The organism is Streptomyces sp. NBRC 110035 (assembly GCF_000829695.1).
In the GTDB taxonomy this organism is placed as follows: Bacteria; Actinomycetota; Actinomycetes; order Streptomycetales; family Streptomycetaceae; genus Streptomyces.
Genome location: NZ_BBNN01000016.1, coordinates 156,775 through 175,320, shown reverse-complemented (window position 1 = coordinate 175,320; position 18,546 = coordinate 156,775). Strand labels below are relative to the sequence as shown.

General features: G+C 72.8%; 14 protein-coding genes. 9 read left to right on the top strand and 5 right to left on the bottom strand.

Annotation, left to right across the window (positions count from 1 at the left end):
• Nucleotides 1–170 precede the first annotated feature (170 nt).
• From TU30_RS03330 to TU30_RS03305, 6 genes are all read left to right on the top strand, one after another.
• A complete protein-coding gene (locus tag TU30_RS03330) occupies nucleotides 171–1,427 on the top strand; it encodes an FAD-binding protein (protein ID WP_042164280.1) in 1,257 nt (418 codons plus the stop codon).
• A gap of 144 nt (nucleotides 1,428–1,571) precedes the next feature.
• Complete coding sequence (locus tag TU30_RS03325) at nucleotides 1,572–2,840, top strand: ROK family transcriptional regulator (protein ID WP_176726138.1); 1,269 nt, start codon at nucleotides 1,572–1,574, stop codon at nucleotides 2,838–2,840.
• Nucleotides 2,841–3,177: 337 nt separating this feature from the next.
• On the top strand, nucleotides 3,178–4,443 hold the full coding sequence (locus TU30_RS03320) for an ABC transporter substrate-binding protein (RefSeq protein ID WP_078878081.1): 1,266 nt from the start codon (nucleotides 3,178–3,180) through the stop codon (nucleotides 4,441–4,443).
• Nucleotides 4,444–4,466: 23 nt separating this feature from the next.
• Nucleotides 4,467–5,429, top strand: a complete 963-nt coding sequence (locus tag TU30_RS03315; protein ID WP_042164277.1) for a carbohydrate ABC transporter permease — start codon at nucleotides 4,467–4,469, stop codon at nucleotides 5,427–5,429.
• Nucleotides 5,426–6,316, top strand: coding sequence for a carbohydrate ABC transporter permease (locus TU30_RS03310; RefSeq protein WP_042164276.1), 891 nt, complete (start codon nucleotides 5,426–5,428; stop codon nucleotides 6,314–6,316). Before TU30_RS03315 ends, TU30_RS03310 begins: the two co-directional genes overlap by 4 nt.
• A 12-nt stretch (nucleotides 6,317–6,328) precedes the next feature.
• The gene (locus tag TU30_RS03305; protein WP_042164274.1) at nucleotides 6,329–9,232 is read left to right on the top strand and encodes a glycoside hydrolase family 2 TIM barrel-domain containing protein; all 2,904 of its coding nucleotides are present in this window, start codon (nucleotides 6,329–6,331) and stop codon (nucleotides 9,230–9,232) included.
• Nucleotides 9,233–9,528: 296 nt separating this feature from the next.
• Here the strand turns inward: TU30_RS03305 and TU30_RS03300 are convergent, their stop codons facing one another.
• From TU30_RS03300 to TU30_RS03275, 5 genes are all read right to left on the bottom strand, one after another.
• Nucleotides 9,529–10,044 carry a hypothetical protein gene (locus TU30_RS03300; protein ID WP_107068359.1) on the bottom strand — a complete coding sequence of 172 codons (516 nt, stop codon included), beginning with the start codon at nucleotides 10,042–10,044 and terminating at the stop codon, nucleotides 9,529–9,531.
• On the bottom strand, nucleotides 10,041–11,783 hold the full coding sequence (locus TU30_RS03295; protein WP_042164270.1) for a PHP domain-containing protein: 1,743 nt from the start codon (nucleotides 11,781–11,783) through the stop codon (nucleotides 10,041–10,043). Before TU30_RS03295 ends, TU30_RS03300 begins: the two co-directional genes overlap by 4 nt.
• 918 nt (nucleotides 11,784–12,701) lie before the next feature.
• Complete coding sequence (locus TU30_RS38180; RefSeq protein ID WP_079139392.1) at nucleotides 12,702–12,992, bottom strand: hypothetical protein; 291 nt, start codon at nucleotides 12,990–12,992, stop codon at nucleotides 12,702–12,704.
• Nucleotides 12,989–14,407, bottom strand: coding sequence for an RICIN domain-containing protein (locus TU30_RS03280; protein ID WP_042164262.1), 1,419 nt, complete (start codon nucleotides 14,405–14,407; stop codon nucleotides 12,989–12,991). The genes TU30_RS38180 and TU30_RS03280 overlap by 4 nt, the downstream gene beginning before the upstream one ends.
• Before the next feature lies 1 nt (nucleotide 14,408).
• Nucleotides 14,409–15,569, bottom strand: a complete 1,161-nt coding sequence (locus TU30_RS03275) for a family 43 glycosylhydrolase (RefSeq protein ID WP_078878080.1) — start codon at nucleotides 15,567–15,569, stop codon at nucleotides 14,409–14,411.
• 271 nt (nucleotides 15,570–15,840) lie between these two features.
• Here TU30_RS03275 and TU30_RS03270 point away from each other — a divergent pair, with 271 nt between their 5' ends.
• The 3 genes from TU30_RS03270 to mmuM all read left to right on the top strand — a co-directional run bounded on the left by TU30_RS03270 (nucleotide 15,841) and on the right by mmuM (nucleotide 18,467).
• Nucleotides 15,841–16,248 carry a YciI family protein gene (locus TU30_RS03270; protein WP_042164260.1) on the top strand — a complete coding sequence of 136 codons (408 nt, stop codon included), beginning with the start codon at nucleotides 15,841–15,843 and terminating at the stop codon, nucleotides 16,246–16,248.
• 19 nt (nucleotides 16,249–16,267) lie between these two features.
• Nucleotides 16,268–17,425, top strand: coding sequence for an RNA polymerase sigma factor (locus TU30_RS03265; protein WP_199816818.1), 1,158 nt, complete (start codon nucleotides 16,268–16,270; stop codon nucleotides 17,423–17,425).
• 121 nt (nucleotides 17,426–17,546) lie between these two features.
• Complete coding sequence (gene mmuM, locus TU30_RS03260) at nucleotides 17,547–18,467, top strand: homocysteine S-methyltransferase (RefSeq protein ID WP_042164257.1); 921 nt, start codon at nucleotides 17,547–17,549, stop codon at nucleotides 18,465–18,467.
• Nucleotides 18,468–18,546: the final 79 nt, after the last annotated feature.

Sequence of the window (18,546 nt, the reverse complement as noted above, 5' to 3'; positions counted from 1 at the left end):
GCGAGGACAGTGCTTCCTCCGGGGGCGCCCGGTGGGCCTCGGTGCCGTGCGGCGCCCCGTGCGCGCCCCCGCGGGAGGCGGTAAAGCGGGCCGGGCGGCGCATGCCCCGGGGCTCGCGATACATTCCGGCGGGGACCTTTTCGGTCCCGCACCTCGGGGAAGGACGACCGGTGACCGGGACCGTGACCAACTGGGCGGGCAACATCACGTACGCCGCCAAGGAGCTGCACCGCCCGCACACCCTGGACACGCTGCGCGCGCTGGTCGCCGGGAGCAGCCGGGTGCGGGCGCTGGGCAGCGGGCACTCCTTCAACGGGATCGCCGAGCCGGGCGGGGCCGGCGTCCTGCTCTCGCTCGAGGGCCTGCCCGCGCAGGTCGACGTGGACACGGCGGCCCGGACGGTACGGGTGGGGGGCGGCGTGCGGTACTCGGAGCTGGCCCGCCGCGTGCACGGACGAGGACTCGCGCTGCCGAACATGGCGTCGCTCCCGCACATCTCGGTGGCCGGTTCGGTCGCCACTGGCACACACGGCTCCGGGGTCGGCAACGGTCCGCTCTCCTCGGTGGTGCGCGAGGTGGAGCTGGTCACGGCGGACGGTTCGACGGTACGGATCGGCCGCGGGGACGAGGCCCGGTTCGGCGGTGCGGTCACCTCGCTCGGGGCACTGGGGGTCGTCACGGCGCTCACCCTGGACCTGGAGCCGGCGTTCGACGTCGAGCAGCACCTGTTCACCGGGCTGCCGCTGGCCGGGCTGGATTCCCACCTCTTCGAGACGGTGATGTCGGCCGCGTACAGCGTGAGCCTGTTCACCGACTGGAGGGCGCCGGGGTTCCGGCAGGTGTGGGTGAAGCGGCGTACGGACCAACCGCTGCCGGACTTCCCCTGGGCGCCGCCCGCGACCGAGAAGCTGCACCCCGTGCCGGGCATGCCGGCGGTCAACTGCACGGACCAGTTCGGCGTGCCGGGGCCCTGGCACGAGCGGCTGCCCCACTTCCGCGCGGAGTTCACCCCGAGCAGCGGCGAGGAGCTGCAGTCGGAGTACCTGCTGCCGCGCCGGTTCGCCGTCGACATGCTGCATACGATCGACGGCATCCGGGAGACGGTCTCCCCCGTGCTGCAGACCTGCGAAGTGCGGACCGTGGCCGCCGACGGCCAGTGGCTCAGCCCTTCCTACGGCCGGGACACCGTGGCCGCCCACTTCACCTGGGTCGCGGACACGCCCGCGGTGCTGCCCGTGGTCCGGCGTCTGGAGGAGGCGCTGGCCCCCTTCGACGCGCGGCCGCACTGGGGGAAGGTGTTCACCACCCCGGCGTCGGAGCTGCCCGCCCTCTATCCGCGGCTCGGCGACTTCCGGACCCTGGCCAGGTCACTGGACCCGGCGGGCAAGTTCAGCAACGCGTTCGTGCGGGACGTCCTGGGCGGCTGACCGTACCCCGGCCCAGCCCGCCCCCGCCTCGCCCGACTTCGTACAGCCCCTTTCCGAACCCCTTGTCGAACGCCGGCACCGGCCATAGCCTTGCCGCGCGCCGGTGGCGGTGCCGCCCGGTGCGGCAGGGCGGGCACGGCAGGGATGGGGGCACCTTCGGTGAAGCGCACCTCGCGGGACATCCGTACCGCCAACCGTTACGAGGTGCTGCGTCAGATCATCGCCGAGTCCCCCACCTCACGGCAGGAACTGGCGGCCGCCACCGGGCTCAGTCTCGCCACGGTCGCCACCCTCGTCGGCGAGCTGCTCGACCTCGGCATGATCGTCGAGGTCGGTTTCGAGGACTCGGCCGGCGGACGTCCGCGCGGTCTGGTGGCCGTCGACGCGGCGGGCGGCGTCCTGATCGGGGTCGACCTCGCCGAGACGTACGTCCGGGTCGAGCTGTTCGACCTCGCGCTGAACGTGCTGGCCCGCGCCGGCGAGGAGACGAGCCCCGGTGAGAACCGGCCCGAGCGGGTCGTGGACCGTGTGGCGTCGGCGGTCGGCTCGGTGGTGGAACGGGCCGGGATCGATGCCGCGCGGGTGCTGGGGGCCGGGGTGAGCGTGCCGGGCCAGGTGGACCGCGCCACGGGTGTCTCCGAGTACGCGCCCAACTGGGACTGGCACGACGTGCCGCTGCTCGACCTGCTCGCCGAGCGGATCCCCCACCCGCTGTACCTGGACAACCCGTTGCGTGCCTGCGCGGTGGCCGAGCTGTGGTTCGGGGCGGCGCGCGGGCGCGGTGACGCGGTGGTGGTCAACCTCGGGACCGGGGTGGGCGCCGGGCTCGTGCTGGGCGGCGGAGTGCACCGCGGGGTCAGCAACAGTGCCGGCGAGTGGGGGCACACCACGCTCGTCCTGGACGGACGCCCCTGCCACTGCGGCCATCACGGCTGCGTCGAGACGTACACCGGGGCACCGGGGATCATGCTGAACCTGCGGGAGGTGAGCCCGCACAGTCCGCTGCTGCGCCCCGACGACCAGACGGCCACCGTGGACGCCCTGGCACGGGGGGTGGCCTCGGGCGACCCGGTGGCGGTCGAGGTCCTCGAGGACACCGCCCGTTACCTCGGTGCCGGGATCGCCGGCCTGATCAACCTGTTCAACCCGGAGGTGGTCGTGCTCAGCAGCTGGGTCGCGGCCGCGTTCGGTGAGCCGCTGCTCGACGCGGTGCGCGAGGCCGTCACCCGCCACGCGCTGCGCCGCCCGCTGGCCGCCACCCGCATCGTGCTCTCCCCGATTCCCACCGATCCGGTCTGCCTGGGCGCGGCGACGTTCGCGCTGGAGGGTGCGTTGCAGGCGGCGCGGAGGGGAACCGGCACACGCGCCGACACGCCCACGCGAGCCCGCGGCTCCCGCGCCGGCACGCCGTGACGTCCCCCGCGCCCCCCGCGTCCCGGGGCCCAAGCCCTCGTCTCCGTCGGCCCGTTCACCGGTCCGTCCGTCACCTCGAACGGCGCACAACGCTTCGTACGGACTTTGTCCAACCCCTTGCCGAAGCCTTGGCCGAAGGTTAGCGTCCGGCACCGCAGGGCCTTTCCGCGCCGTCCGCCGCACCACCGCCGGAAGCCGTCCGCCGTTCACCGCAGCTCCCCCTGCTCCGCGCGCACCGCCCCGTACCGCCGGCACCGCCCGTACTTCCGCGCACCCGCCCGGGGCGCCTGCTCCACCCACCTGCCCTTCGAGCCGTACTCGAGACAAGGACGTCGACATGTCGGCATTGAGTACTCACCACTGGGACCGCCGTTCCGTACTGCGGGCGGCCATGGGGCTGGCCGCGGTCGGCGGGCTCGCCGCGTGCGGGGGCAACACCGGCCGGGACGGCGGGCCGGGGTCGGGCAGGCGCCTGGTCCAGTACTTCCACGCCTACGGCGAGGCCGGCACCGAACAGGCCATCAGGCGCTACGCCAAGGCCTACGGGGAGGCCGACGTGACCACGCAGTGGATCACGGGCTCCAACTTCGAGAGCAAGCTGTTCGCCTCCCTGCTCACCGACAGGGCCCCGGACGTCTTCGAGTTCCATCCGCAGATCCAGCTCGTCAGGAGCGGCCAGGTGGCGGACCTGACCGACCTGGTCGAGCCGGTGAAGGACGACTTCAACCCGGCCGACATCCGGTCGCACACCGTCGACGGGAAGATCTACGGGGTCCGGATGATCGACGACCCGCAGTTCTTCTTCTACCGCAAGTCGATGTTCGAGAAGGCGGGCGTCGGTGTCCCCACCACACTCGACGATCTCCTGGCGACAGCGGCCGAGTTGACCACGGACAAGGTCAAGGGCATCTATCTGGGCAACACCCTGCACCCGGTCGTCAACCCGATGATCTGGGCGTCCGGCGCCGACACCCTCGACGAGAGGAACGAGATCGCCTACCACACGGACGCGGTGGTCGGAGGCTTCCGCACCCTGCGCAAGCTCTTCACCAGCGGTGATCTGCTGCTCGACGCGCCGACCGACTTCTGGGACCCCTCCGCGCTCAACCAGGGGCTCACCGCCGTCCAGTGGTGCGGCATGTGGGCGATGCCGCAGATGCAGGAGGCACTCGGCGACGATCTCGGGATCTTCCCCTTCCCGAAGGTCACCGACGCGGGCGAACCGGCGGTCACCAACGGCGGTTGGTCGATGTTCGTCAACGCGAAGGGCAAGAACGTCGAGGCGGCCAAGGAGTACGTGAAGTGGCTGTGGATCGACCAGGAGGAGTACCAGGAGGACTGGGCGCTCTCCTACGGCTTCCACATCCCGCCGCGCACCTCGATCGCCCGGTCCGCCGACAAGCTCAGGACCGGCCTGCCGGCCGAGGGTGTCAGGCTGTTCAACGAGTTCGGGCACTTCGACAACATCGGCTGGACCCAGGCCATGATCACCGCCCTGGAGGACGTCCTCGCCGACTGCGTCCGCAAGGGCGGTGACCCGGAGAGTTCGCTCGACAAGGCCGACCGGACGGTCGACCGCGAGCTGCAGAAGCTGTTCGGATAGACCGGCGGACGGGCAGCGACGAGATGTCGACCACCACCGCGCGCGGTGCCGCCCGCCGCGCCCCGGCCGAGGGCTCCCCCCGGCCGCGGCGGCCGCTGCGGACCAGCAGCACCTTCAACTTCTGGCTGTTCGCCGGGCCCTTCCTGACCGGCCTGCTGATCTTCGTCTACGTGCCGATCCTGTGGAGCGCGTGGCTGTCCTTCTTCGAGGCCCGGTTCACCGTCACGCCCAGCGAGTTCACCGGCTTCGACAACTACCGGGTCATGCTCACGGACGACCGGTTCACGGGTTCCCTCGTCACCTTCACGGTGTTCGCGGCGCTCATCGTCCCGGCCACCTGGGCGCTGTCGCTGGCGCTCGCGCTCGCGGTGAACCGGCTGCGGTTCATGCGGGCCTTCTTCCGCTCGGTCTTCTTCCTGCCGACGGCGGTGAGTTATGTCGCCGCCTCGCTCGTCTGGAAGATGTCCATTTTCAACGGGGTCCGCTTCGGTCTGGCGAACACCGTGCTCGGTGTGTTCGGGGTGGACGACACCGCGTGGCTGGCGAACCCGAACCCGCCCTGGTACTGGCTGGTCATCGTGACCGTACGGCTGTGGCTCCAGGCGGGCTTCTACATGATCCTGTTCCTGGCCGCGCTGCAGAACATCCCGCGCGAACTGTACGAGGCTGCCGCCATCGACGGGGCCCGGCCCGGCTGGCAGACGTTCCGGTACATCACACTGCCGCAGGTGCGCGCGACCTCGACGGCCGTGATCCTTCTGCTGCTCGTGGCCGCGTACCAGGCCTTCGACGAGTTCTTCAACCTGCTGAGCAAGACCACGTGGGGGCGCCCGCCACTGGTCGAGCTGTATTACAAGGCCCTGGGCGACAACCAGGACTACGGTGCGGGCAGCGCGGGCGCGCTGATCCTCACGCTGCTGATCTGTCTGGTGACGCTGCTGCAGGGCCGGTTCATGGGCTTCGGCCGGGGGGAGGACGGCAGATGACCTCCGGTACGCCGAAGACGGCGGGCCCCGCACCGAACCGGTCGCGCCGGGGCGGCCCGCGCGCCGGGGTGCTCGGGTCCGCGGGCCTGTACGCCGCGACCGGCCTCGCCGCGGTCCTCTTCCTGGTCCCCTTCTACCTGATCGTCCGAGGCGCCCTGTCCACCGATCCCGAGATCACCGGCGAGGAGTGGGCGTTCTTCCCGTCGGACATCCAGTGGGGCAACATCACCGAGCCGTTCGAGGACCCGACGGTCGACTTCGCCCGCTCGCTGTGGAACTCGGCGGTCGTCGGAACACTGCACACGGTCGGTACCCTGCTGGTCTGTTCGCTCGCCGGGTACGGGCTGGCCCGCATCCCGTACCGGCACTCCACCAAGGTCTTCTACGCCGTCCTGGGGACCCTGATGGTGCCGACGGCGGTCACCTTCGTGCCCAGTTTCGTGCTCGTGTCGTCCCTCGGCTGGGTGGACAGCTACCGGGGTCTGATCATTCCGGGCCTCTTCAGCGGTTTCACGTGCTTCCTCTTCCGGCAGTACTTCCTGGGGTTCCCGAGAGAGCTGGAGGAGGCGGCGCGGGTGGACGGACTCGGCCACTGGGGCGCGTACTGGCGTGTCGTCGTCCCGAACTCGCTGAACTTCTTCGCCGCCCTCGCCACGATCACCTTCATCAGCGGCTGGAACTCCTTCCTGTGGCCGCTCGTCATCGGCCAGGACCCGAGCGCCTGGACCGTCCAGGTCGCCCTCTCCTCCTACATGACCAACCAGACCGTCAACTTCCATCTGATCTTCATGGTCACGGCCATTTCCATCCTGCCCCTGGTCTGCGTCTTCCTGTTCCTCCAGCGCTGGCTCGTCCAGGGCATCGCGCAGACCGGCATCAAGGGCTGACCCAGGAGACCCATGTCTTTGCACACGCGCACCACGGCGACCGACTACGTGGAGGACGTCTCCCCCGGCCGCGGGACCCTTCCCCCGCGTGCCCGGCACGCGTCCTCGGACGCGGCGTCCCTTTCCCTGAACGGCAGGTGGCGGCTGCGCCTGTCGGCGACCGCCGACGCCGAGGACGACGCGTTCGGCGTGCCCGGCTACGACGCCGGCGACTGGGCGGAGGTGACCGTCCCCGGCCACTGGGTGCTCCAGGGCGACGGCGCCTTCGGGGCCCCCGCCTACACGAACCACCTCTACCCGTTCCCCGTCGATCCGCCGTACGTCCCCACGGAGAACCCGACCGGCGACCATCTGCGCGTCTTCGACCTGCCGAAGGGCTGGCCCGCCCGGGCCGAGGGGGACGAGGCCGTGCTGCGCTTCGACGGGGTCGAGTCCTGTGCCCGGGTGTGGCTGAACGGCACGGGCATCGGGGAGTTCAAGGGTTCACGGCTGCCGCACGAGTTCGCGGTCGGGGCGTTGCTGAAGCCCGCCGGGAACGTGCTCGCGGTCCGCGTCCACCAGTGGTCGGCCGGCTCGTATCTGGAGGACCAGGACCAGTGGTGGCTGCCCGGCATCTTCCGTGACGTGACACTGCTGCACCGGCCGGCGGGCTGCGTCGGCGACTTCTTCGTGCACGCCTCCTACGACCACGTCACCGGCGAGGGCACCCTGCGCGTCGACGTCGACACCGACTCCGGTGCCGGCGGGCGGGTGACCGTGCCGGAGCTGGGCGTCGACATCGCGACCGGGGAGAGTGTGACGCTTCCGGTGGATCCCTGGTCGGCGGAGATCCCCCGGCTCTACGAAGGGGTGCTCGCCACGTCCGGTGAACGCGTCCCGCTGCGCGTGGGGTTCCGCACCGTCGCCCTGGAGGACGGCCTGCTCAAGGTCAACGGCAGGGCCGTCCTCTTCAAGGGCGTCAACCGGCACGAGTGGCATCCCGAGCGGGGCCGCGCACTCGACGTGGACACCATGCGCGAGGACGTGCTGCTGATGAAGCGGCACAACATCAACGCCGTCCGCACCTCCCACTACCCGCCGCACCCCGCCTTCCTCGACCTGTGCGACGAGTACGGCCTGTGGGTCGTCGACGAGTGCGACCTGGAGACCCACGGCTTCGTCGAGCAGGGCTGGCGCGACAACCCCACCGACGACGAACGCTGGACCCCCGCCCTGCTCGACCGCGCCGCCCGCATGGTCGAGCGGGACAAGAACCACCCGTCGGTCGTGATGTGGTCGCTCGGCAACGAGGCGGGCACCGGCCGCGGTCTGACCGCGATGGCCGACTGGATCCGCTCCCGGGACCCTGCCCGTCCGGTGCACTACGAGGGCGACGTCGACTGCCGTGACACGGACGTCTACTCACGGATGTACCCGCCGCACGCCGAGGTCGAGCGGATCGCCCGCGGGCTCGACGGCGGATCCCGCCGGCGCCGCCGGCTCCCGCTGATCCTCTGCGAGTACGCGCACGCCATGGGCAACGGCCCCGGCGGACTCGCCGACTACCAGTCCCTGTTCGAGCGGTACGACCGGCTCCAGGGCGGCTTCGTCTGGGAGTGGATCGACCACGGCGTCCGGCACCCCGAGCTCGGCTACGCGTACGGCGGCGACTTCGGCGAGGAGCTGCACGACGGCAACTTCGTGTGCGACGGGCTGCTGTTCCCGGACCGTACGCCCTCGCCGGGGCTGGTCGAGTACAAGAAGGTGATCGAGCCCGTCCGCATCGAGGCAGGTGAGGCGGACGGCACCGTGCGGGTGACCAACCGGTACGACTTCGCCGGCCTGTCCCATCTGGAGTTCGAGAGCTCCTACCTGGTCGACGGCCGGCCGGCCGGGGCGTGCCGCCTCACCGTGCCCGCGCTGGCCCCCGGCCGGTCGGCGGAGGTCGAGCTGCCCGGGGCGCCGGACGGAAAGGGCGAGGAGGTCCAGTGGACGGTACGCGCGCTGCTCGCCGACGACACCGCCTGGGCGGACCGGGGCCACGAAGTGGCGTGGGCGCAGCGGACGGTGGCCCCTCGCGCCCCCGCGGCCGCCGCGGCCGGCGTGCGGCCCGCCGTCGGGGGAGACGGGATCACGCTGGGCCCGGCGTCCTTCGACGCCCGCACCGGTGCGGTGCGCACGATCGCCGGTGTTCCGGTGAGCGGTCTGCGCCTGGACGTGTGGCGGGCGACGACCGACAACGACGACGGCGCGCCCTGGCAGCCGGACACCCGGTACGGCCCGCTCTGGCGTGAGCTGGGCCTGCACCGCATGCGGCACCGGACGGTCGCCGTCGGGACGGACGGCGACGCCCTGGTCGTACGGACCCGGGTGGCGTCCGCCGGCCGGGAGACGGGGCTGCGGGCGGCGTACCGCTGGACGTCCGACGGCAGGCACGTGCGGCTGACCGTCTCGGTCGTGCCGGAGGGCGACTGGCGGGTGCCGCTGCCCCGGCTCGGCATCCGCTTCGGGCTGGAGGGCTCACCGGAGGACGCCGTCTCCTGGTTCGGCGGCGGGGGCGAGGCGTATCCGGACACCAGGGCCGCGTCCAGGGACCTGCGGTGGGACGCGAGCGTCGAGGATCTGCAGACGCCCTACGTCCGCCCGCAGGAGAACGGCGCGCGGGCCGACGTGCGCTGGGTGGAGCTGGGCGGCCTGCGGATCGAGGGCGAGCCCGGGTTCTGGTTCACGGCCAGGCCCTGGACCACCGAACAGCTGGACGCGGCCCGGCATCTCACCGACCTCGTCCCCGGTGGCACGGTGTGGGTGAACCTCGACCACGCCCAGCACGGCATCGGCTCGCAGTCCTGTGGTCCGGGCCCGCTCCCGCGGTACGTACTGAGGGCCGAGCCCGCGGAGTTCTCGTTCGTCTTCTCCGCGCAGCCGGGTTCCGGCTGAGCCGGGCGGACCGCCTCCCGCCGGGCACGGGAACACCTGCGTCCGGCGGCGGGCAGCCGGCCAGGACGGCGGGGCGGGGCCCGTCGGTGGGAGCGCCCACGACAGGGTGCGCGGTGCGGGGGTGTCGTGGCGCACGCCGTCCGGGGCCGCCAGGTGCCCGAAGCCGTGGACGCCGACGGGTACGGCCGGCGGCTCGGGCGTCTCTCCTGCCCGGGTAACGGCCTGCACGCCCCCGTGGCGGCCCGGCGGTGCGGGACCGCCACGGGGGCGTGGGCGTGCGGGCCGGGGCGGGCCGGTCAGTGGTCCGCGCAGCAGGGCGTGGGGTCCGGGTACTCGAAGGGGACGAGGGTGCCGCCGGCGGCGGGCGCGGCGGCCAGGACGAGTAGGCCTTTCTGCCACTGCGGCCGGACGTGGTCCCTCGTCACCATCCGTGTCCCGGGGTCGGGTTCGCCCGGTGACCCGAGGACCGTCACGCGGTCGATGGCGGAGCCCGCGAGCAGATCGGCGACCGTCATCGTGCCGGTGAGCGCCGAGGCCCCCGGGTAGAGGACGGCACGGCCGGCTCCGTCGGGCGGGCCGGGCGACAGGTCGCCGTGTCCGGCCTCGGTGAGCCGCGCCCACGTGGTGCGCAGGTGCGCTTCCGACGGCAGGGTCAGGGAGACGGCCACACGCGGGCGGTCGTCGCGCACCAGGTGCGTACAACCGAACGTGCTCTCCGGCAGGTCCAGTCCGGCTGCCAGCCGCTGGAGCAGGTGGTCGGCGCCGCGCAGGTCCCCGGTGCCCGCGTCGACGGTGACGGTGTACGGCGTCACGAGGGCAGGACCCACACGGGGTTGGTGTAGAACCACAGGTCGCGCCACGGGTCGGCGTCACCGACGACGTCGATGGCGGGACCGGCCGGGTCGACCGCGGCGCCCATCGCTCCGACGGCGGTGCGGTTGCCGTCGGAGCCGCGCAGCCGGACGTACAGCGGACGGTCCACGCGGCCGAGGTCGTAGGTGACCCGGACCGTGCCGGCCGTCTTGCCGATGTCGTACGAGCGGGTGACCTTCGCGGTGGGCGCGGTGAAGGTGTCCTTGTCGGCGACGGGTCCGGTGACGTCGCCCCGGATGACGTCGACGCGGGCCAGCTTCGGCAGGAAGCCCGCCCAGTTGGTGCCGCCGGCGAGTGCGATGTCGGCCGTCAGGGTGACCCTGGTGCCCTTGCGCACGTGCAGCGCGCCACCGAGGGTGGCCCAGCGGCTCCCGCCGGAGACCCGGACGTCGAGGCCGCTGACGAGCTGGCCGTGGTCGACCCAGATGCGGCCGGCACGGATGCCGTCCATGACGGCGGCGTAGGTGAAGCCGTCGGCGCCCACGTGGGTGCGGCTGTACTGGCCGGGCCAGTAGTCGCCCTGGGTGACGTCGATCTGCCCGCCGTAGACGGGGTCCGGGTAGCGGCCGTCGGTGTGGAAGTCGCCGCCCGTGCCGCGGGCGCCGGTGTCGGCGTAGACCTGGTGGGAGTCGGAGTTGGCGGTGATCCACCAGGGGCGGCCCTCGGCGAGGAGGCTGTCCCACAGGCCGCCGACGGTGGCGGTCATCCAGTCGAAGCCGCCCCAGGTGCGGTAGCTCTCCAGCGGGTAGCCGGCGAAGGAGTTGGCGCCGGGGCTGCCGTCGTAGATGCCGCGGGCGCGGCCCATGCCGAGGGGCTTGGGCAGACCGGCCGCCTGGTGGCCGGGGGCGCCTTCGAAGCCGACGGCGATCCGGTGCTTCGCCGACGTGGCGTCGCGCCAGGCACGGATCTCGTGCGGGGAGTCGATGCCCTTGCGCGCCGGGTGGTTGGCGAGCATCAGGGCGTCCTGGACCTTGCGCCGCTTCACCTGCTCGGCGAGGAACTCCAGGCCCGCGACGGCAAGGGCCTCGTTGGCGGGGGTGGAGCTGGACGTGCCGTTGACGCTGCCGTCGTAGTCGGTCTCGAACTGCTTGAGGACGGCGACCTCGTTGCGGCCCGGGTGGACGAAGACGGTGCCGTGCTCGGCGGCCGGGATGTTCCATTCCAGGCCCTGGAAGACCAGCGTGTCCTTGTGGGTGGCGCGGGCCTCCTTGATGTCGGGGTTGACCTTCTCGACGCCGATCCTGGCGTGCGTGGTGTTGCCGTGGTCGGTGATGACCAGCCAGTCCATGCCGTGCTTGGCGCCCTGGCGGACCTGGTCGACGACGCGGTACTTGCCGTCGCTGCTGTACTGGGTGTGGATGTGGTGGTCACCGGCCAGCCACAGGAACCCCTTGCCCTTGCCCCGCCCGCTGCCGTGGCTGCTTCCACTTCCACCGGACTGGGCGGGGGCGGCGGCCGCGGTGCCCGTGGACAGCACGCTGCCGGCCGCGAGCCCGGCACCGAGCAGCCCGGCCCGGCGCAGGAGGGTACGGCGCGACTTCTGCTCCGGGGAGAGGGCCTCGTCGGGCACGGAGGTGTCGAAGGCGGCGGGCAGCGGCGCCGTCGCCTCGTGCCGGTGGTCGTCCCCGTGGTGATGGTGCGGCCCGTGACCGTGGCCGTGCGTGTGCCCGTGTCCCATAAGAGTGCCTCCTGGATGCCACCGGTGGGGGCGGCTGTCCTCCGCGGCGTGACCACGCCGTGTGTGGAGGATCGAGGCCCCGTGTGAACGTCGTACGACGTGGGGGTGAGCGCCGCATGCTCCCCGTGCGGCGGCTCACCGCATCCGCCCGTCCCGTGGCTCCGGGTCGCGGCGCGAACACCGTAGGTCGCGCACCACGGGCGTGTCGCTCCGCACCGGAGGTGCCCGCCCGGGCGTGCTCGCCCGCGCGGGGGCGTCCCGGGACGGGCGTCTGGCGCGCGAGGTGGACCTCTGCGGCGGCCTTCACCCGTGACGCCGACCGCGCGGGCCGCGGGTCGACCCACGTGAGGACGACGGTGCTGCGCGGGCTGCTGCGCGCCGCGCCCGGCTGCGAGGCCCTGCCGGTCCTGCGGGAGGCTCTCGTCGACGGGGCGGTGAGCGATCCGCACCGGGAGCACCTGCGCTGCCGGGGGTACCGGCTCGACCCGCCGTACGGCCCCCCCCCCGTCACCCGTGCACACCGCACAGGCGGTGCTCGCGCTCGGCCGTGCGGCACGCGTCCCGGGCGGGAGCCCGGCGGTGCGGGCCGCCCGTGAGGACGGCGTGCGCCGGCTGCTGTCCTGCCCCGACGCACCCCACCACGTCTGCCGTGACCTGGAGAACGGCCGCGAGGAGGCACGCCGTCCCCGCCCCGACGACCCGGCGCGCCACGAGGTGCTGAACGTGCGGCACTTCACCGCGTCCTGGGGGGTGCGCGCCCTGCTGTGCCGGGGCTCGCCGGAGGTGGCCCGGCAGGACGGCCCGGAGGAGTCCTGGCGGGAACTGCTGGACGGCGCGGCCGCCGGCCTGCGCCGGGCGGGGAGCAGGCGCGAGGCGGGCCTGCGGCACCCCGGTTCCGGTCGGGGTGCCGCAGGGGCTTCATCCCCTCCTGACCCGGCCCTCGGGCATCCCGCCGCCGAGACGGACGTGTACGTCGTAGGTGCCGGACGGGAGGTCGAAGTGGCAGGCGGTGGCGGTGCAGTTCTCCATGCCGAGGGCCGGCCGGTGGTCCCGCGTCCGGGCGGCGGCCGGGGCGGACGACAGCCCGAGCCCGCCGACGACCGTCGCGGCCGCCGCGGCTCCCGCGGCTCCCGCGGCTCCCGCGGCTCCCGCGGCTCCCGCGGCTCCCGCGACGACGGTCCGGGCCGTCCGTCTCCGGCGCGTCCTCATGTTCCGCGGGTCCACTGCTGGTTGTTCCCTCCGTTGCAGGTGTACGTGATGAGGGCGGCCGAGTTGGCGGTCGCGCCGCCGGACACGTCGAGGCATGCGCCGGTCGCACGGGACGTGAGGGTCACGTGGGAGCCGGTGGCGGCCACCGACCACTGCTGGGCGGTGGCCGCGGCGGAGGCGGAGCAGTTCTCCTGCGTGACGGTGCTCGCGTTCTCCTGGAGGCACAACGAGCTGTTGCGCACGACGAGTCGGTGGTAGCCGTTGCCGACCGGCTTGAACCAGAACCGCTGGTTGCCGCCGCCGTTGCAGTCGTACTGCTTGAGCTGGGCGCCCTGCCACAGCGACCGGCTCGTGATGTCGGCGCACTTCCCGCTGTGCCGGGCGGTGAGCGTGTGGTAGGTGGCGGAGGTGGCGCCGACCGTCCCGGCGGCGGTGTCGACGGTGATCTCGGGCGACCAGGACAGGGACATCGAGGTGGAGGACGGGAAGGTCAGCGGCAGCCACACGTACCGGGAGTCGTTGACCCTGCCGCCGAAGGAGTTGCCCCAGCGGTCCCCGAGATACAGGTAGGACGTGCCCGAGGACCCTTGTACCGGCAGGACGGACGCGGTCTGCGATCCGTAGGCGGTCGCGTCCCCCACGTCGCGCATCGCCGACCAGGGGCCGGCGATGCCGGTGGCGGTGGCGTACTGCTGCTGGTTGGGGTTCCAGCCGGTGGCGCCGGACGTCAGCATGAAGTACACGCCGTCCCGCTCGAACAGGGCGGGCGCCTCGCGGTGGCCGCCGGGCCACGGGTTGGCGACCAGGCCCGCGATGCCGGTGTGGTCGGCGGTGAGCCGGTAGATGTGCAGGTCGTAGTTCTCGCGGGCGGCCGAGACCAGGTAACCGGTGCCGTCGGTGTCGGTGAAGACGGTGAGGTCGCGGGACATGTGCTGCCCCAGCGGACGGAAGCTGCCCCGCCACTCGTAGTCGCCGTCCACGGTGTCGGAGACGGCGACGGCGGCGCGGGCCTCGCTGTAGTCGGAGCCGTTCTCCTTGTGCATCCACATCACGAACTTCCCGGTGGCCGCGTTGTACATGACCTTGGGCCGTTCGATGTTCGCGGTGGCCAGCTCCGGGTCGCTGGCCTCGGTGAGGACGTGGTTGCGGAACTCCCAGTTCTTCAGGTCGGTGGAGCGGTAGGCGTCGACGTACCGGAAGGTGTTGTCGTCGCCCCGGTGCTCGCCGAACCAGTAGTAGTACGCGCCGACCTTGATGATCCCGCCGCCGTGGGCGTGCACGGGGTTTCCGGTGACGTCGGTGAATTGGACGCCGTTGCCGATCGTCTGCGGTGCGGCCTGCGCGGGCCCGGCGGTGACGAGGGCGCCGGCGAGGGCGAGGCAGAAGGTGAGCACCACCGCGTACAGGCGTCTCATGTCACACCCCCGTGCCCCTGGCCGCTGCGGTCCCGTCGGCGACGGGGACGCCGAAGTCCGGGGTGCCGTCCGGCTTCCAGCCGAGGACCTGGGCGCGGGTGTGGCGGTTCGGGTCGTCGAGCGGGTCCCCGTCGATCTCCTTGTACTGGCGGGCGTGGTAGACGAGGACGTCGGTGCGGCCGTCCTCGGCGACGGTGAAGCAGCTGTGCCCGGGACCGTACTGCCGGGTCGTGTCGTTGCTGGTGAAGACGGGCACGGGCGACTTGGACCAGCTCGCGGTGTCCATGAGGTCGCTGTCGTCGGGGGCGGTGAGCAGGCCCATGCAGTAGTGGGCGTCGGTGGCGCTGGCGGAGTACGTCATGAAGACCCGGCCGTTGCGCTGGATCACGTACGGTCCCTCGTTGACCTTGTAGCCGATGCGTTCCCAGGCGTACTCCGGTGTGGACAACCGCACCTGGGGTCCCGTCAGGGTCCACGGGTCGGACATCTCGGAGAGCCAGATCGCGGTGTTGTTGTCCATGCCGGGCTCGTGCTGGGCCCAGGAGAGGTAGCGGGTGCCTCGGTGGGTGAAGGTGGTGGCGTCCAGGGAGAAGGTCTCCCACGCGGTCCTGATCCGCCCTTTCTCGACCCAGGTGCCCCGAAAGGGGTTGGGGCGGGCGCTCTCCAGTACCCAGATGCGGATGGCCCACACGTCCTCGGCGGGCGCGGCGGCGAAGTAGACGTACCACTTGCCGGCGACGCGGTGCATCTCCGGCGCCCAGATGTGGGCGCCCATGTCACCGGTGGGGTGGGCCCGCCAGATCACGGACTCGGCGGCGTTCCCGAGCCCGGCCAGCGTGCGGGAGCGGCGCAGGACGATCCGGTCGTACTCGGGGGCGGTGGCGGTGAAGTAGTAGAAGCCGTCGGTGTGACGGGTGATGTGCGGGTCGGCACGGTGGCGCACGAGGGGGTTCGCGTAGGGGGCCACCGCCTCCGGCCGGCCGGCGGGAGCCGAGGGGGCGGCGGCGTGGGCCACCGCGGGGGTGGCGGCCAGGGCGCCTGCCGCGAGGGCACTCTTCAGCAGCAGCCTGCGGGCGGGCGTGTGCGAGGGAGCGGACGACGGCTCGGAGAGGTGGGGGTGGGGGTGGGGGTGGGGGTGGGGCAGGTCGTCGGCGCGGCTCATGCGGTCTGCCTCTCGGGGAGGGGGTGGTCCGTGCACGGACTGTTCGGCTCGTTCCTTCCGTTCGGCATACCGAAAGTCATCTGACATGACGAACATCGGACGCCGAAAAGGTAAGCGCTTGTCATGATTGGGTCAACGGTTCGGACGAGCCGAAGCGGTACGTCCGCGGGAACGAAAAATTTTCGGGTGCCGTTGTCGAGAACCCGTGGCCGGCTCCGTCCCCACAGTGAACGCGACCAGAATGGGTCGCACAGCACCGAGGAGAAGCACCATGACCAAGTACCTGCTGCTGAAGCACTACCGCGGCGCCCCGGCCGCGGTCAACGACGTGCCCATGGACCAGTGGACGCCTGAGGAGATCTCGGCCCACATCCAGTACATGAACGACTTCGCCGCCCGGCTCGAGGGAACCGGCGAGTTCGTCGACGGTCAGGCCCTCTCCCCCGAGGGGACGTTCGTCCGGTACGACGGCGAGGGCCGCCCGCCGGTCACCGACGGCCCGTTCGCCGAGACCAAGGACCTCATCGCCGGCTGGATGGTGATCGACGTCGACAGCCACGAGCGCGCCGTCGAGCTGGCCGGGGAACTGTCGGCCGCCCCCGGGGCGGGCGGGAAGCCGATCCACGAGTGGCTCGAGGTGCGCCCGTTCCTGACCGCGCCGCCCACCATCACGGAATGACGACGGAAACGACGAGGCGATGACCTCCGAGGTGAACGATCTCCTCCTCCGGAGCCTCACACCGGGCGTGCTCGCGGTCCTCGTCCGCCGCGGAGCCGACTTCGCGGCGGCCGAGGACGCCGTCCAGGACGCGCTGGTCGAGGCGGTCCGGGTCTGGCCGGCCGACCCTCCGCGGGACGCCAAGGGCTGGCTGGTCACCGTGGCCTGGCGCCGGTTCCTCGACGCGACCCGCGCGGACACCGCCCGCCGCCGGCGTGAGGACCGCGTCGGCGAGGAACCGGCCCCCGGGCCCTCGCCCGCGGTGGACGACACGCTCCGGCTCTACTTCCTGTGCGCCCACCCGTCGCTGACGCCGTCGTCCGCGGTCGCGCTCACGCTGCGCGCCGTCGGCGGGCTCACCACCCGCCAGATCGCCCAGGCCTACCTGGTGCCCGAGGCGACCATGGCGCAGAGGATCAGCCGGGCCAAGCGCACCGTCTCCGGCGTGCGGTTCGAGCGGCCCGGCGACGTCGCCACCGTGCTGCGCGTCCTCTACCTGGTCTTCAACGAGGGCTACTCCGGCGACGTCGACCTCGCCGCCGAGGCCATCCGGCTCACCCGGCAGCTCGCGGCCGCGATCGACCACCCCGAGGTGGCGGGGCTGCTCGCCCTCATGCTGCTCCACCACGCCCGGCGCGCCGCCCGGACCACGCCCGACGGCAGCCTGGTGCCGCTCGCCGAGCAGGACCGCGGCCGATGGGACACCGCGACGATCGCCGAGGGGGTCGGGATCCTGCAGGCGGCCCTCGCCCGCGACCGGCTGGGCGAGTTCCAGGCCCAGGCCGCCATCGCGGCACTCCACGCCGACGCGCCCACCGCAGGGGAGACCGACTGGGTGCAGATCGTCGAGTGGTACGACGAGCTCACGCGCCTGACCGACAGCCCGGTCGTCCGGCTCAACCGCGCGGTGGCCGTCGGCGAGGCCGACGGGCCGCGCGCCGGCCTGGCGGCGCTCGCCGCACTGGACGACTCGCTGCCCCGCCACGCCGCGGTGGCGGCGTACCTCCACGAGCGCGACGGCGACCCGGTGACGGCGGCACGCCTGTACGCCGAGGCGGCCCGGAAGGCGTCCGACCTCGCCGAGCGCGACCACCTGACCCGCCGGGCCGCCCGGCTCAACGCCCGCCGGGAGCGCTGAGGGGCCGTGCCCGGGTTTTCGGAACCCCGCCCGGAGTGCGACGCGGTCCCCTGCCGGGGAGCCGCCCGGGACGCCCGCCCGTGCCCGGCCCACCGCTCTCGGTTCGACTACCGTCGACGGTATGCGCACCACCCCCGCCCCCGCCCTGGCCGGCCTTCTCGCCGCCGGCACAGCCGTTCTCGACGGCGGCATGTCCAACCAGCTGGCAGCGGCCGGGCACGACCTGAGCGACGAGCTGTGGTCGGCGCGCCTGCTCGCCGAGGACGCCGGGGCGATCACCGAGGCGCACCTCGCCTACTTCGAGGCGGGCGCGGACGTGGCGATCACCGCCAGCTACCAGGCGACGTTCGAGGGCTTCGCGCGACGCGGCATCGACCACGGCCGGACCACCGCCCTGCTCGCCCTGAGCGTCGGGTCGGCCCGCGAGGCGGCCCGGCGGGCGCGGGTCTCCCGCCCCCTGTGGGTGGCGGCCTCCGTCGGCCCGTACGGCGCGATGCTCGCCGACGGCTCCGAGTACCGGGGCCGGTACGGGCTGAGCGTGGCCGAGCTGGAGCGCTTCCACCGCCCGCGCATGGAGGCCCTGGCCGCCGCGGAGCCCGACGTCCTCGCCCTGGAGACGATCCCGGACACCGACGAGGCCGAGGCCCTCCTCCGCGTCCTGCCCGGCCTCGGCGTCCCGGCCTGGCTGTCGTACTCGGCGACGGGCGGCCGCACCCGCGCGGGCCAGCCCCTGGAGGACGCTTTCGCGCTCGCCGCCGAGGTGGACGAGGTCGTCGCGGTCGGCGTGAACTGCTGCACCCCCGAGGACGCCGACCACGCGGTCGCCCTCGCGGCCCGCGTCACCGGCAAACCGGTCGTGGTCTATCCCAACAGCGGCGAGACCTGGGACGCCGGGGCGCGCGCGTGGAGGGGTCACGCCACGTTCACCGCCGAGCGGGTCACGGGGTGGCGGGAGTCCGGGGCCCGGCTGATCGGAGGGTGCTGCCGGGTGGGCCCGAAGACGGTCTCGGCGATCGCCGCGACGCTACGGCGGCCGGCCTAGCGAACGCGCACCGGACGGCCTTCCCGGGGCCCCGCTCCCCCACCCCGCCCGCTGCCGCCCGCTGTCCTTCGCCCGCCCC

Bases quoted from the DNA above. Each gene is read 5' to 3' on its own strand.
- TU30_RS03325 (WP_176726138.1), top strand. From the start codon at position 1,572: ATGGGGGCACCTTCGGTGAAGCGCACCTCGCGGGACATCCGTACCGCC.
- TU30_RS03320 (WP_078878081.1), top strand. From the start codon at position 3,178: ATGTCGGCATTGAGTACTCACCACTGGGACCGCCGTTCCGTACTGCGG.
- TU30_RS03315 (WP_042164277.1), top strand. From the start codon at position 4,467: ATGTCGACCACCACCGCGCGCGGTGCCGCCCGCCGCGCCCCGGCCGAG.
- TU30_RS03310 (WP_042164276.1), top strand. From the start codon at position 5,426: ATGACCTCCGGTACGCCGAAGACGGCGGGCCCCGCACCGAACCGGTCG.
- TU30_RS03305 (WP_042164274.1), top strand. From the start codon at position 6,329: ATGTCTTTGCACACGCGCACCACGGCGACCGACTACGTGGAGGACGTC.
- TU30_RS03295 (WP_042164270.1), bottom strand. From the start codon at position 11,783: ATGGGACACGGGCACACGCACGGCCACGGTCACGGGCCGCACCATCAC.
- TU30_RS38180 (WP_079139392.1), bottom strand. From the start codon at position 12,992: ATGAGGACGCGCCGGAGACGGACGGCCCGGACCGTCGTCGCGGGAGCC.
- TU30_RS03280 (WP_042164262.1), bottom strand. From the start codon at position 14,407: ATGAGACGCCTGTACGCGGTGGTGCTCACCTTCTGCCTCGCCCTCGCC.
- TU30_RS03275 (WP_078878080.1), bottom strand. From the start codon at position 15,569: ATGAGCCGCGCCGACGACCTGCCCCACCCCCACCCCCACCCCCACCCC.
- TU30_RS03270 (WP_042164260.1), top strand. From the start codon at position 15,841: ATGACCAAGTACCTGCTGCTGAAGCACTACCGCGGCGCCCCGGCCGCG.
- TU30_RS03265 (WP_199816818.1), top strand. From the start codon at position 16,268: ATGACCTCCGAGGTGAACGATCTCCTCCTCCGGAGCCTCACACCGGGC.
- mmuM (WP_042164257.1), top strand. From the start codon at position 17,547: ATGCGCACCACCCCCGCCCCCGCCCTGGCCGGCCTTCTCGCCGCCGGC.